Source organism: Campylobacter sp. US42a, assembly GCF_004379055.1.
GTDB classification, from domain to species: domain Bacteria; phylum Campylobacterota; class Campylobacteria; order Campylobacterales; family Campylobacteraceae; genus Campylobacter_D; species Campylobacter_D jejuni.
Genome location: NZ_RYYK01000002.1, coordinates 154,403 through 167,240, shown reverse-complemented (window position 1 = coordinate 167,240; position 12,838 = coordinate 154,403). Strand labels below are relative to the sequence as shown.

The window sequence follows — 12,838 nt, the reverse complement described above, 5'->3', positions numbered from 1 at the left end:
TCTTAATCCATCTCATAAAAATCATCATCATTGTTATCATCATCGTATTCATAATCATCATCATCGTAATTATAATTTTTATGGTGATTTTGTGGATATTCTTCATCTTCGTTTTCATAATCATCGTAATTTAAATCTTCTTCATCTTCATAAGCCATTGTTTTCTCCTTAAATAAAAATACAAAGCTTATTTTATCTTAAATTTGTTTGGTTTTGCTATAATTTTTATAATTTTTTAAAAGGTGAATTTATGAAATTAAGTCATTTAGATGAAAAAAATCATCCTAAAATGGTAGATGTAAGCGATAAAAATATTACTTCAAGAATAGCCACAGCTAGTGGTATGATATATATGAGTCAAGAAGCTTTTGATGTAATTAAAAACAATACTGCAAAAAAAGGTCCTGTTCTTCAAACAGCTATTATTGCGGCTATAATGGGGGCTAAAAAAACAAGTGAAATTATTCCTATGTGCCATCCTTTAATGCTTTCTAAAGTCGAAACTGATATTATGGAATTTGTTAAAGAATGTGCATTTAAGCTTATTGTAACAGTTAAGTGTGAAGGTAAAACAGGGGTTGAAATGGAAGCTTTAAGTGGGGTTAGTATAGGACTTTTAACTATATATGATATGATTAAGGCTATAGATAAATCAATGAGGATTACGGATATAGTGCTTGAAAGCAAAGAAGGAGGCAAAAGTGGCAAATTTGTGCGATCTTAAAAAAGAACCCCAGATCAATTATCCTACTTTCTGGGATTATAAGGTGATTTTTGAGGTGCATGTTAAGGCAAGTGAAATTTTTCAAGAAATTTTAGGCCAAAGAGAATATAAATTTGAACATTCGAATTCAAGTGCGAGTGGAAAATATCAAAGTTATTTATTAAATGTTTATGTTGATAGCAAAAAAGATCGTTTGGATATATTTGATAAATTAAAAGCTAAAGCAAAATTTGTACTTTAAGAAAGAAGGAAAAATGAAAAATACTTTAATTATTTTTGAAAATTCTTTATCAAATCTTGGTAAAGATGAAGCAAGTGATTTACTTGAAGACTTGAGTTTTAATCTTGCATATAAGCAAATTTCGCATAATCCTCATGAAACAAAAAAAGTTTTAAATTCTCTTTTGGTTGAATTTTTAACTATTTTGAAAAAACTTGATTTTTTTGATGATGAAAATGTTACAAAGGTTATCAAAGCTTTGGTTAAGGCGAGTATTGTAGATGCTCAAAATTCGCTTTATGAGTATATTAGCGAAGCTGAATTATTAAACAAACAGATTGAAAATCAAAAAAATTTGATTAAAAATCAAATCAGTGATAATTTTTTTGAATTCGAGAATATTTTACAAGAATGTTCTTTTTGTGATGAATTTAGCGGTGGTTTAAATGATGCTATTTTATTTGATATAGAAATGCTTGGAATTTTAAAAGAAACCGCTGAAAGTGCTTTTTTAACTACATTAGAAAAGGCTGAAGATATAGAACTTACAAGTAGTGAAATAGCTAAAAATCTCGTATATAATGCCATTTGTGAAGCTCATTTTGAAAAAGAAAGAATTTTAAAAATTTCAAGTATTATTTTAAATACTGCTTTTGAAATAGCCAATGAATCTATGGCTTATGCAAAAGATCTTTGTTTAGGTGTGATTAAAGGCACAAGAGATGGTATTGTTTTAGCAATGGAAAAATTTAAAGCTTCATTAACTTATGCAAATTTTGAAGAAGATGTTAGTTTAAAAAGTAAAGAACTAATAGGCATAGAAGATGATTTTATTGCTCTTTTAAAAAAAGAGATTCAACTACAAAATGATCCTTGCAAGAGTATAGTTGAGAATTTGCTAGAACATGAACTTGATAATCTTTTTGCTAAATTTAGACGTCTTGCAGGTGAAAGTAGAGAGCAACTAATATTAGTTTTAAATGATATTAAGAAAAATCCAAAGATTAATGATTTTAACAAACTTACTCAAAGAAAATTAAATCGTTTTAAACAAGAAATTTTTGAATTAGAAAAAATTGCTAGCGAAAAATACAAAGATTTAAATTCCAAAAAAGCTAAAAAGCTCGGTGTAAGACTTTGGGAAAAAGCAAAAAAATTTGTTAAAAAATAATATCCCATTTTTTGGGATATTAAATATCTATTTCTATACCTACAGGTGCGTGATCAGAGCCAAAAATATCATTTCTTATGAAAGCGTTTTTAAGTTTATCTTTTAAACCCTTTGAAATGAAAAAATAATCAATCCTCCAGCCTACATTTCTTTCTCTTGCTTTCATTCTATAGCTCCACCACGAGTATTTTTCTTTGATTTCACCATTAATTTCTCTAAAAGTATCTATAAAACCAAGTTTTAGCAAATCATCAATCCAAGCTCTTTCTATAGGTAAAAAACCTGAAGTGTTGGCATTGGCTTTTGGGTGGGTAAGATCGATTTCTTTGTGAGCGGTATTGACATCACCACAAATGATAATTTCAAACCCATCTTTTAAAAGCTTATCCAAATACGCTAAAAAATCTGCATAAAATTTCATTTTAAAATTTAAACGCTCTTCATCTTTTTGACCATTTGGAAAATAGATATTAAAAAGTGCGATATTTTTAAAGCGGTGTTCTAAAACCCTACCTTCTTCATCATCAAAAAATTCGCATTTTTTTACTTCGCTATCAAAATTACAAAGACTCATTACCCCAGAATATCCCGCTCTTTTAGCAGAATTAAAATACATGTGTTTAAAAGGATATTCATAAATTTTTTTAGGAAATTTATCTTCATGTGCTTTGATTTCTTGAAAACCTATAAAATCAATTTTTTCTTGTGCTATCCAATCAAGTGCATTTTTATCACAAATAGCTCTTAAGCCATTGACATTCCATGAAAGTAGTTTCATTATTTTCCTTAAAATTTTCATTAAAAGTGTAAATCATAACATAAAAAGATTTAAAACTACAATCCATTTAAAAAAATTCAATAAAATTAAAACCTTAAATTTGAAGGTGGGATTTATATGCTTAGATTAACTTGGTTTCAGTTTACTTTTTTTAATTCTTTGATGATTGTATTATTGAATTTTAATTTATTTTATTTTGTGTATGAAAAAAATACACAAAATTGGTTTATAACTTTTGTTTTTATTGTGGCCTATTTTGCCCTTGTTCACGTGGTTTGCTCTTTACTTTTTATAAAGTTTTTTACTAAATTTTTTTCTATATTATTTATAATATCATCTTTTTTAAGTGTTTACTTTATTAGTTTTTATGGGGTGCTTATAGATTCTGATATGATACAAAATGTTGTTCAAACAGACATTAAAGAAGTAAAAGATTTGTTAAATTTAAAATTGATCTTATTTGTTGTTTTGGCTTTATTATTGGTTTTTTATGTTGTTAAAGTAAAAATTGATTATTATGGTAGTTTTAAATCCCATATAAAAATTAAAATTATCAATATAATATCAGGTTTGATTGTTGTTTGTGCGATTTTAATCCCTTTAAGTAAAACTTTCTTGCCTTTTTTTAGAAACTATAATGAAATAAGAATGTATAATACTCCTTTTTATCAAATTTATGCCGTATATCGCTATTATATTCGTTTTGTGAAAGCTAAGCCAGAATTTAAAACTATAGCTAATGATGCTTATAGAGAAAACAATCACACTAAAAAACTTTTGGTTTTGGTGGTGGGTGAAACCGCTAGAGCGGCAAATTACTCTTTGGGTGGATATACTAAAAATGATACCAATTTTTATACCAAAAAAGATAATGTAGTCTTTTTTGATAATTTTTCATCATGTGGAACAGCAACAGCGGTAAGTTTGCCTTGTATGTTTTCTATTTCTAAGCGTGAAAATTATTCAAGTTCAGAATTTCAAGAAAATGCGATGGATGTGCTTTATAAAACAGGTGTAGATGCTGCATGGTTTGATAATAATTCTGGTGGTTGTAAAGGGGTTTGTGATAGATTAGCTTATAAGCAAAAGCTTTCTAGTGATTTGGATGAAAATTTACTCACCCCTTTTAAAGAAAAATTAAATCATTTAAGTGATCAAAATATAATAGTTCTTCATTTGCAAGGTTCTCATGGGCCAACTTATTATAAACGCTATCCAAGCGAATTTAAAAAATTTACTCCAACTTGTGATACTAATGAACTTTCAAAATGTGATAGCGAGGCTTTAATCAACACTTATGATAATACTTTGCTTTATACAGACTATCTTTTAAGTGAGATTATAAAACTATTAAAAGAGCAAAAAGATTATGAAAGTTCTTTATTTTATCTTTCAGATCATGGTGAAAGTTTGGGTGAAAATGGTATTTATCTTCATGGTATGCCTTATGCTATAGCACCAAGTTATCAAACTCATATTCCTGCTATTTTTTGGAGCAATGATGAAAAATTAATGAATTTAGCTAAAGAGCATAAAGGTTTAAAACTTTCTCAAGATAATCTTTTTAGCACTCTTTTAGGATATTTTGATGTAAAAACAAGTGTTTATGAACCAGAATATGATTTATTAAATCCTAAACTTAAGGCAAATCCATGAAGCCTAAATATCATTTTTTAAATAACGCAAGATATGCTTTAGAAGGGCTTTTTGCTTTATTTAAAAATGAAATGGCGTTTAGAATTGAACTTTGCATTATTATCCCCGCGATAGTTTTTAGTTTTTTCTTAAAAGTTAGTTTTTTGGAGCATTTGTTATTGATAAGTGTCTTAATACTTATCTTAATTGTAGAAGCTTTAAATTCGGCAATTGAAGCTTGTGTTGATTTGATTACAAATGAATGGCATGAAAAAGCAAAAATCGCTAAAGATTGTGCGAGTGCGGCAGTGTTTTTTAGTGTGCTTTTAGCTCTTTTTGTTTGGGGCTTTATTTTATATAATATTTACTTATGAAATTTGAAAATTTAATACGAGAAATTTTAGGAAAAAAGCGCTTTGAATTGTTAAAATTTTTATGTGAAAATGCCGATGAAAATGGTTTTATTATGATTAAAATCAGTGATCTTGAAGAAAAATTACATCAAAGTAAACCTACCATCATCGCTACTTTTAAGTTTTTAGAAGAAAAAAAACTTTTTAAGCGTCTTAAAAATGGATTTTATCAGCTAAATATAGGAGATAAAAATGAAACTTAAAAATCCTTTAGATATGCATTTGCATTTAAGAGATAATCAAATGTTAGAACTTATTGCACCTTTGAGTGCAAGAGATTTTTGTGCAGCTGTGATTATGCCAAATTTAATCCCTCCACTTTGTAATTTAGAAGATCTAAAAGCTTATAAAATGCGTATCCTTAAGGCTTGTAAAGATGAAAATTTCACTCCTTTAATGACACTTTTTTTTAAAAATTATGATGAGAAATTTCTTTACAGTGCTAAAGATGAAATTTTTGGCATTAAGCTTTATCCAGCAGGAATTACAACAAATTCAAATGGTGGAGTTTCAAGTTTTGATATAGAGTATTTAAAACCTACTTTAGAGGCTATGAGTGATTTAAATATTCCTTTGTTAGTGCATGGAGAAACCAATGATTTTGTAATGGACAGGGAAAGTAATTTTGCTAAAATTTATGAAAAATTAGCCAAACATTTTCCACGACTTAAGATTGTTATGGAGCATATTACCACTAAAACTTTATGTGAACTTTTAAAAGATTATGAAAATTTATACGCGACAATCACTTTACATCATTTAATCATCACTTTAGATGATGTTATCGGAGGTAAAATGAATCCTCATCTTTTTTGTAAGCCTATAGCCAAGCGTTACGAAGATAAAGAAGCCCTTTGCGAACTTGCTTTTAGTGGTTATGAAAAAGTTATGTTTGGAAGTGATAGTGCGCCTCACCCAAGAGATACTAAAGAGTGTTGTGGTTGTGCCGCAGGTATATTTAGCGCCCCAGTGATTTTACCTGTTTTAGCTGAATTATTTAAGCAAAATAGCTCAGAAGAAAATTTGCAAAAATTTTTAAGCGATAATGCTTGTAAAATTTATGATTTAAAATTTAAAGAAGATAAAATTTTAACTTTAGAAGAAAAAGAATGGCAAGTGCCAAATGTTTATGAAGATAAATACAATCAAGTCGTGCCTTATATGGCTGGAGAAATTTTAAAATTTCAATTAAAACATTGATTTCCCACCTTAAAGGTGGAAAATTTAAGCTTTATTTACAAGAGCATCTCTGATATCTATAACAAGATAGATTACAAAAAAACTTAAAAATAAAGCAATAAAACTGACTATCAGCGATAATAAACCAGCTAAAAATCCAATGCTAAACATCATAAAAAGAGAATAAAGCAAAGCTACAACAAAACTTATCGCTGCAATTGCATCAAGAATCAAGCGTCCAAATTTGATGATTAAATTTTTAACCATTAAAAACTCCTTTGAAATAATGAGTGAAATTGTAATAAATATCAGCTTAATATTTTTATAAGTTATTTATAATTAAAAGTTTTATTTTAGATTCTATAGTTTCAATAATATCATTTTCAACAAAAGAACTTACAGCTTCTTTAGAAGTTGTGATTTTGTTCATGCTTAAATGCCATAGAGCATTTTCTATAGCCTCTTCTTTTGTTCTTTGGACTTTGCGTGTTTCATCAAAAACAATCTTATGAAAAAATATATTTTTTTCTAGTAAATAATTTTCTAAATCTTTTTTATAAAAACCTTTAAATTCAGTATTAAAATATTTAAAAATCGGATCTAAAAAATCACTTTTTCTATAATCAGCCCAACCAAGATAAATTTTTATTTTGGCTAGATTTAAGAAATTTGTATAATCTTTTTCATTTTGTAAAGCAGGAGACATACTTAAAAATGCAAGATCAAATTTAACATTAGGATTGTTTTGCATCCAAGTTTCAAAGCTCAAATTTTCGCATTTTATATTGTTAAGATTTAGTTTTTTAGCATCTTCTTGTAAAATTTCAAGCATAGTATTTGCACTATCTAGGGCTAAAATTTCTTTAGCTTCTTTAGCTAAGTGTAAAGTCCAAACCCCAGTTCCACATCCTATATCTATAATGCTTTTATTTTGAAAAGAAATATTTAAATTTTGTAAATATTCAAAAGTTTGCTTTTGTATGGTGTTTAAAGTGTTTTGATATCTTGCGTAAGTTTTGGCCTTTTTATCCCATAAATTCATATATTTTCCTTGATAAAATATATAAAATCATAGCATAAATTTTTAAAATTCAAGCCCTTTTTTGGGCTTGAATGACTAATTAAAACCTTTTCTTCTTAACATCTTCTAAGATATTATTAGCTATATCACTTACTGTACTAGAAATAATAGCTGATTCATTAGCAATTTCAACATTATCTTTAGTAGTTTGATCAATTTGAGCTACGCTATCATTGATTTGAGTAATACCTGCAGTTTGTTCTTTAATACTTTCTGCCATATCATTGATAGATTGAACAAGTAAATTAGTATTAGCTTCAATTTCTGATAAAGACTTTTGAGTTCTTTCAGCTAACTTTCTAACTTCATCAGCTACCACTGCAAAGCCTCTACCATGTTCTCCAGCACGAGCTGCTTCAATAGCTGCATTTAAAGCTAAAAGATTGATTTGATCTGCAATATCACCTATAATACCTGTAACATTTTTAATCTCTTCAGATTGAGTGATAACATCACTAGTTTTAACTGAAACATTTTGCATAGAAGAAGTGATCTCTTCTAAAGCTGCTGCAGTTTCTTCTAAAGATTGAGCTTGAGAATTTGAAGAAGTGGTTAAGCTTTGAACAGCAGTTTGTAATTTTCCACTTTCATTAGCTAAAGCATTAGCAAAGTCTGAACTTTGTTTTAGCATTTTAACTATTTCATCACCTAAAGCATTAGTAGTTAATTCTACACTACCGCTAGCATTTTCTAATTTATTTCTAAAGTCTAAGCTTTTGTATTCTTCAAAAATTTTATGAATAGCATTCATATCAGAACCTACTCTAGCTTGTAAAACATCAAGAAGTTTATTTAGAACATTTTTAAGTTCAATCAGTTGTGGGTTTCTTGGATTAGCAGTAATTCTTGCTGTTAAATTACCACCTTCTACAACTGATACGGTTTGAACTGATTCTTTAACGGCTTGATTGTCTTGTTCTAAGCCTCTTTTAGTAGCAAGAATGTTTTCATTGATAGCATTTGAGATTTGTCCAAATTCATCATTGCTTTTTACTTCTATAGTGGAAACATTTTTTGTTTTATAGTTGATAAAATCAAAGAATGAAGTTAAACCTGTTTGGATAGCTGCAAGTGGGGAGAGGCTTCTGCTGATTAAAAATCTAATCAAGATTAAAGCTATGATTATAGCTATAATACCGACTATAACTTGTTTCATTAAAATGGAATTAACAGCGGAAGTATAGTTACTATCTAAAGTTACAGCACAAATACGATATAATCCATTGGAACTTGTATCGCACATTGCTTCATATTTGATACCTTTATCATCAAATACAGGAAAAAGAATATCTCTCTTATTTAGATCTATATATTCAGGGTTTTCTTTTATGGCGTTAGCAATATTAACGCTTAAAGTGTTTTTTGTTAAAATTCTATCAAGCACTTCGTGAAAAATAATTCTTCCTTCAGAGTCATAAACAGCAGCATAAGTAGTTGATGAGTGTCCTAAAGATAATACATCTTTGGAAAATTTATCTAGATTGTAATCGCCTCCAACGAAAGCTATAAGTTGATTATTTTTATAAATAGGGAAAACATAAGTTATACCAATCTCTTGATCTATAGGGGATTTATATGGTTGAGTTATTGTGATGCCTTTGTTATTTTTTGCTTCTTGATACCAAATTTGTTTTGTAATGTCAAAATTTGATTTTTTATCTAAAATTGTTCCATTTGACAAAAGCATTTTGTTGTTTTTATCAAACGCAATAAAAACAATATCAAAATCAAACGCCTTCTTAAAAGAATCTAGAAGCAGTGAAATATTTTCATCTTCTAATTTTTTAGCACTTTCATATGCTAGAACCTCTATAGCTTTTTGCTTGCTTTTGGAATAGTTTTCAAAAGTTACTTTAACATCATCCATAGTTTTTAATTGATTTTCTTTTAGCAATTCATATGTGTGATTTTTGGCATCAAAGTAACTAACGGTACTTGTGATTGCTAAAATTAATACAACTAAAATTCCAACCCATAGCGTAAGCTTGGCTGAAATTCCAACGGATTTGCCTGAATTTATTGATTGCATTATAACTCCTATATTTATATTGAAAATGAAATAAAAATATTATTCTAGCAAAAAATAAGAGAAAAAGTGTATAAAAAATGAACTTTTTTACATAAAAAATCAAAAATTTTTAATTATTTTGTATATTTTTATCAAGTATTAACTTTTTATAAATATAAAGAGTTTTAAAATATTATTTATTTAAGAATATTAATGCAATTTACATTTGAACAAATTTTTATCGCAATGCTATTGACTCTTTTTGCAGGTTTTTCTACGGCTATAGGTTCTATAATAGCCTTTTTTTCCAGAAAAGATGATTTAAGAGTGCTTTCTTTGGGGCTTGGTTTTTCAGCTGGAGTAATGATATACATTTCTTTCATGGAAATTTTACCTACTGCACTTAAAGATTTTAAAAATCACTATGATTCGCATTGGGCTGAGCTTTTGGGATTAGCTTGTTTTTTTGGTGGAATTTTAATATCTTTATTGATTGATAAATTAATCCCCGAAGATGTCAATCCTCACGAGCCTAAAGAGGATTTAAGCGAGTTAAAAATTTGTCCCTTGCCTCAAAAAGGACAAAATCCTCCGAAATTTCATCCTGGAGAAAAGTTGCATCAGATCAATACTAAAGCTTTAAAACGTACAGGGATTTTTACAGCTTTGGCTATTGCTATACATAATTTCCCAGAAGGTTTTGCTACTTTTATTTCAAGTCTTGATAATCTTACTTTAGGAATTGCTATAGCTATAGCTGTGGCTATACACAATATCCCAGAAGGTTTGGCTGTGAGTTTGCCAATTTACCATGCTACAGGAGATAAGAAAAAAGCTTTTATTTATTCAGCTCTTTCGGGTTTAGCAGAGCCTTTGGGTGCTTTTGTTGGAGCTTTGATTTTATTGCCTTTTATAGGCGATCTTACTTTAGCTATAAGTTTTGCTGTGATTGCAGGAATTATGGTTTTTATATCCCTTGATGAGCTTTTGCCCGCTGCAAAAACTTATGATAAGGCTCATGATAGTTTATATGGACTTATAGTAGGAATGGCAATAATGGCTTTAAGTTTAAATTTGCTTGGACAATAGAAAGCCTTGCGGCTTTCTTAAATTTAGTTCGCACCTTTTGGCGCGCTGAAGGCAGTAAGTTTTGGTAGTTCACCTTTAAATTTTTCTATATTTACGAGTCCTGTGTGAGAGATATTACCATTGGCAAGTTTTGAAGTTGGTATATCCATAGTTAAAACATTTGCATTTCCACATTTGCAAAGTCCGTTTTCATTAGGATCATACCAAGCACCTTCGCAAAGTCTTACAACCCCTTGCATGATTTCATCACTTACAACCGCCCCTGCTAAAACTTCACCGCGTTTGTTAAACACACGCACTACATCGCCATTTTTTATTCCAAGTTTTTTTGCATCTTTGGAATTGATTAAAATCGGCTCTCTATCTTTTACTGCATAAGTATCTCTTAAGCTTGTGTGGCAAAGTTGAGAGTGCAAGCGATCTCTTGGGTGATTTGTAAGTAGGTGGAAAGGTGCTTCTTTGGTTGCATTTCCAAGCCATTCAATAGGCTCAAACCAAGTAGGGTGGGCTTTGCAATCATCATAATTATAATTTTTAATCGTTTCTGAGTAAATTTCAATGAGTCCTGAATCTGTACCCAGAGCATTTAAGATAGGATCTTCTATAAATTCTGAAAAACGAGTCCATTCTAAACTTTCAGCTGTTGGTTCAAAAGTGATTGGTTCATTTTTAGCCCAAAATTCTTCAAAACTTGGCATAGGAGTAGCAAAAGCTTCACCAAAACTTTGAGTTTGTTTTAGGGCGCTGTTGTAGTATTCTTTGATGAAATCTTTAGCTTTTTTGCCATTTTCTGTGTAGGCATTAAAGACATCTTTTCCATAAATTTTGCAAATATCAGAGAAAATTACATAATCATCTTTGCTCTCACCCACAGGCTCAACGGCTTGTTTCATAGGAGCTATATGCATATTTGAATAATCTCCTGTCATGGTAATATCATCTCTTTCGTAAGATGAAGTTACAGGCATGATAATATCTGCCATTTTAGCTGTTGGAGTCCAGTAAATTTCATTTACCACAACGGTGCGTGGTTTTCTCCATGCTTTTACATTAGTGTTGGTATCTTGATGATGCACTAAAGGATTTCCACCTACCCAGTAGATAAAATCAATATCAGGATAAGTGATTTTAGCACCATTATGATCTATGGTTTTTCCAGGATGAAGTAAAGCATCAGCGATTCTTGCTACAGGGAAAGAATAACTCGCTGCATTTTGAAGCCATTCTGCACCTTCGCTTGAAGCTTCTGCTTTGCTTAAGCCTTTAAATTTACCATTTTTCCAAATTCCTAAGCTACCTGCTGTCATACCACCGATCACTCCGCCTTTGCAAGTTGGAACACCGCCATTGCTATAATGGTAGCTTAGTCCAAAACCACCTCCTTTTGTGCCGATTTGTCCTAACATCGCACAAAGAGTAACTAGCATCCAGTGAGGCTGTTCTCCATGATGTGCTCTTTGCATACCCCAACCACTCATAATCATAGTAGGATTATCATAAAAAGTTTCAGCTAAATTTTTGATAGTTTTTTCATCGATACCACAAATTTTACTTGCCCATTTGGTATCTTTTTTAACTCCATCTTCTTTGCCTTCTAAATAGTCTTTAAATTTATCAAAGCCAGTGGTGTAAGTGTCTAAAAACTCGTAATTGACTTTTTTCTTAGTGATTAAATGGCTTGCCATACCCATCATTAAAGCCACATCGGTATTTGGGCGTGGAGCTATCCATTTGGCATTTAAAAATTTCGCTGTAGTGGTTTTTACAGGATCTATACAAATCACTTTGATTTTACTGTTTTTAAGTTTTTCAAAATACGCCAACCCTCTTTGTTCGTTTGAAGTCCAAGCTATGCGTAAAGTAGAAAGTGGATCAGCACCCCAAATCACAACATATTTAGAATCACTTAAGATATTTTCCCATGAGGTTTGTTGCTCATAAACTTCAATCGATCCTACAACATAAGGCATAATCACTTGAGAAGCTCCTGTAGAATAGTCCCCTGTAGCTCCTACAAATCCACCTGTTACATTTAAAAATCTATGAAGCAAGATGCGTGAGTTTTGCATATTTCCACTTGATTTCCAGCCATAACTTCCACCAAAAATTGCACTTGCACCTTTACTATCTCTTGTTTTTTTAAGTTCTTTGGCGATAAGTTTGACTGCTTCATCATAACTTACGCGGACAAATTCATCTTTACCACGAAGTTCAGGTTTAGGATTGTCAGGATTTTCAAGGTAGGATTTACGCACATAAGGGTATTTCAAACGAGATTTATAAACCATATCAGCAGTGTAGTGCTGTAAAGGATTATCCATTTTTGTAACTTTTTCCCAAGGTTCGCTTTTTACTATTTTGCCATCTTTTATAGTGAGTTTTAAAATCCCCCAGTGTGCTGCAGTGATCACTTCTCCATTTTTTACAAGTCCGAGGCTAACTTTTGAAGCTTCTACAGTTTTTCCTGCACTTAAGCTTGGGATGAGAGGTAAAGCACTTAAGCTCGCTCCAATTTTTAAAAATTTTCTTCTATCTAGCAT

General features: G+C 30.1%; 13 protein-coding genes and 1 pseudogene. 8 read left to right on the top strand and 6 right to left on the bottom strand.

Annotated elements, in window-relative coordinates; all coding sequences use genetic code 11:
* Positions 1-2 precede the first annotated feature (2 nt).
* Positions 3-158, bottom strand: a complete 156-nt coding sequence (locus tag ELQ10_RS03010; protein ID WP_002851965.1) for a highly acidic protein — start codon at positions 156-158, stop codon at positions 3-5.
* Between the two features lie 92 nt (positions 159-250).
* Here ELQ10_RS03010 and moaC point away from each other — a divergent pair, with 92 nt between their 5' ends.
* From moaC to ELQ10_RS02995, 3 genes are read left to right on the top strand one after another with little or no spacing between them, the layout of a single operon-like run.
* Complete coding sequence (gene moaC, locus ELQ10_RS03005; RefSeq protein ID WP_002857323.1) at positions 251-724, top strand: cyclic pyranopterin monophosphate synthase MoaC; 474 nt, start codon at positions 251-253, stop codon at positions 722-724.
* Positions 702-965, top strand: a complete 264-nt coding sequence (locus ELQ10_RS03000) for a DUF493 domain-containing protein (RefSeq protein WP_134250176.1) — start codon at positions 702-704, stop codon at positions 963-965. Before moaC ends, ELQ10_RS03000 begins: the two co-directional genes overlap by 23 nt.
* Positions 955-2,115: a hypothetical protein gene (locus ELQ10_RS02995; protein ID WP_010891847.1), complete on the top strand. Its 1,161-nt coding sequence runs from the start codon at positions 955-957 to the stop codon at positions 2,113-2,115. The genes ELQ10_RS03000 and ELQ10_RS02995 overlap by 11 nt, the downstream gene beginning before the upstream one ends.
* 19 nt (positions 2,116-2,134) lie before the next feature.
* Here the strand turns inward: ELQ10_RS02995 and ELQ10_RS02990 are convergent, their stop codons facing one another.
* The gene (locus tag ELQ10_RS02990) at positions 2,135-2,893 is read right to left on the bottom strand and encodes an exodeoxyribonuclease III (protein ID WP_134250175.1); all 759 of its coding nucleotides are present in this window, start codon (positions 2,891-2,893) and stop codon (positions 2,135-2,137) included.
* Between the two features lie 117 nt (positions 2,894-3,010).
* Here ELQ10_RS02990 and eptC point away from each other — a divergent pair, with 117 nt between their 5' ends.
* The 4 genes from eptC to pyrC are packed head-to-tail and all read left to right on the top strand — an operon-like array spanning position 3,011 to position 6,141.
* Complete coding sequence (gene eptC / locus ELQ10_RS02985) at positions 3,011-4,549, top strand: lipid A/FlgG phosphoethanolamine transferase EptC (RefSeq protein ID WP_134250174.1); 1,539 nt, start codon at positions 3,011-3,013, stop codon at positions 4,547-4,549.
* Positions 4,546-4,902 carry a diacylglycerol kinase gene (locus ELQ10_RS02980; RefSeq protein ID WP_002866390.1) on the top strand — a complete coding sequence of 119 codons (357 nt, stop codon included), beginning with the start codon at positions 4,546-4,548 and terminating at the stop codon, positions 4,900-4,902. The genes eptC and ELQ10_RS02980 overlap by 4 nt, the downstream gene beginning before the upstream one ends.
* Entirely contained in the window at positions 4,899-5,144 is a 246-nt protein-coding gene (locus tag ELQ10_RS02975) for a replication/maintenance protein RepL (RefSeq protein WP_002851854.1), read from the top strand. Before ELQ10_RS02980 ends, ELQ10_RS02975 begins: the two co-directional genes overlap by 4 nt.
* Positions 5,134-6,141, top strand: a complete 1,008-nt coding sequence (gene pyrC, locus ELQ10_RS02970) for a dihydroorotase (protein WP_032589338.1) — start codon at positions 5,134-5,136, stop codon at positions 6,139-6,141. The genes ELQ10_RS02975 and pyrC overlap by 11 nt, the downstream gene beginning before the upstream one ends.
* 31 nt (positions 6,142-6,172) lie before the next feature.
* Here the strand turns inward: pyrC and ELQ10_RS02965 are convergent.
* The 3 genes and pseudogenes from ELQ10_RS02965 to ELQ10_RS02955 all read right to left on the bottom strand — a co-directional run bounded on the left by ELQ10_RS02965 (position 6,173) and on the right by ELQ10_RS02955 (position 9,230).
* Positions 6,173-6,387 (bottom strand): annotated as a pseudogene (locus tag ELQ10_RS02965) (hypothetical protein).
* A 55-nt stretch (positions 6,388-6,442) separates the two neighbouring features.
* Positions 6,443-7,162, bottom strand: a complete 720-nt coding sequence (locus tag ELQ10_RS02960) for a class I SAM-dependent methyltransferase (RefSeq protein ID WP_002857630.1) — start codon at positions 7,160-7,162, stop codon at positions 6,443-6,445.
* A gap of 79 nt (positions 7,163-7,241) precedes the next feature.
* Positions 7,242-9,230 (bottom strand): methyl-accepting chemotaxis protein, encoded by a 1,989-nt coding sequence (locus tag ELQ10_RS02955; protein WP_015016423.1) that lies wholly within the window; start codon positions 9,228-9,230, stop codon positions 7,242-7,244.
* A gap of 192 nt (positions 9,231-9,422) precedes the next feature.
* Between ELQ10_RS02955 and zupT the strand changes: the two genes are divergently transcribed.
* On the top strand, positions 9,423-10,298 hold the full coding sequence (gene zupT, locus ELQ10_RS02950; RefSeq protein ID WP_002868346.1) for a zinc transporter ZupT: 876 nt from the start codon (positions 9,423-9,425) through the stop codon (positions 10,296-10,298).
* Positions 10,299-10,321: 23 nt separating this feature from the next.
* Here zupT and ELQ10_RS02945 read toward each other — a convergent pair whose 3' ends face one another.
* Positions 10,322-12,838 carry a molybdopterin guanine dinucleotide-containing S/N-oxide reductase gene (locus tag ELQ10_RS02945; protein ID WP_134250173.1) on the bottom strand — a complete coding sequence of 839 codons (2,517 nt, stop codon included), beginning with the start codon at positions 12,836-12,838 and terminating at the stop codon, positions 10,322-10,324.

Bases quoted from the DNA above. Each gene is read 5' to 3' on its own strand.
- ELQ10_RS02975 (WP_002851854.1), top strand. From the start codon at position 4,899: ATGAAATTTGAAAATTTAATACGAGAAATTTTAGGAAAAAAGCGCTTT.
- zupT (WP_002868346.1), top strand. From the start codon at position 9,423: ATGCAATTTACATTTGAACAAATTTTTATCGCAATGCTATTGACTCTT.
- pyrC (WP_032589338.1), top strand. From the start codon at position 5,134: ATGAAACTTAAAAATCCTTTAGATATGCATTTGCATTTAAGAGATAAT.
- ELQ10_RS02980 (WP_002866390.1), top strand. From the start codon at position 4,546: ATGAAGCCTAAATATCATTTTTTAAATAACGCAAGATATGCTTTAGAA.
- ELQ10_RS02960 (WP_002857630.1), bottom strand. From the start codon at position 7,162: ATGAATTTATGGGATAAAAAGGCCAAAACTTACGCAAGATATCAAAAC.
- ELQ10_RS02990 (WP_134250175.1), bottom strand. From the start codon at position 2,893: ATGAAACTACTTTCATGGAATGTCAATGGCTTAAGAGCTATTTGTGAT.
- ELQ10_RS02955 (WP_015016423.1), bottom strand. From the start codon at position 9,230: ATGCAATCAATAAATTCAGGCAAATCCGTTGGAATTTCAGCCAAGCTT.
- ELQ10_RS03010 (WP_002851965.1), bottom strand. From the start codon at position 158: ATGGCTTATGAAGATGAAGAAGATTTAAATTACGATGATTATGAAAAC.
- eptC (WP_134250174.1), top strand. From the start codon at position 3,011: ATGCTTAGATTAACTTGGTTTCAGTTTACTTTTTTTAATTCTTTGATG.
- moaC (WP_002857323.1), top strand. From the start codon at position 251: ATGAAATTAAGTCATTTAGATGAAAAAAATCATCCTAAAATGGTAGAT.
- ELQ10_RS02945 (WP_134250173.1), bottom strand. From the start codon at position 12,838: ATGCTAGATAGAAGAAAATTTTTAAAAATTGGAGCGAGCTTAAGTGCT.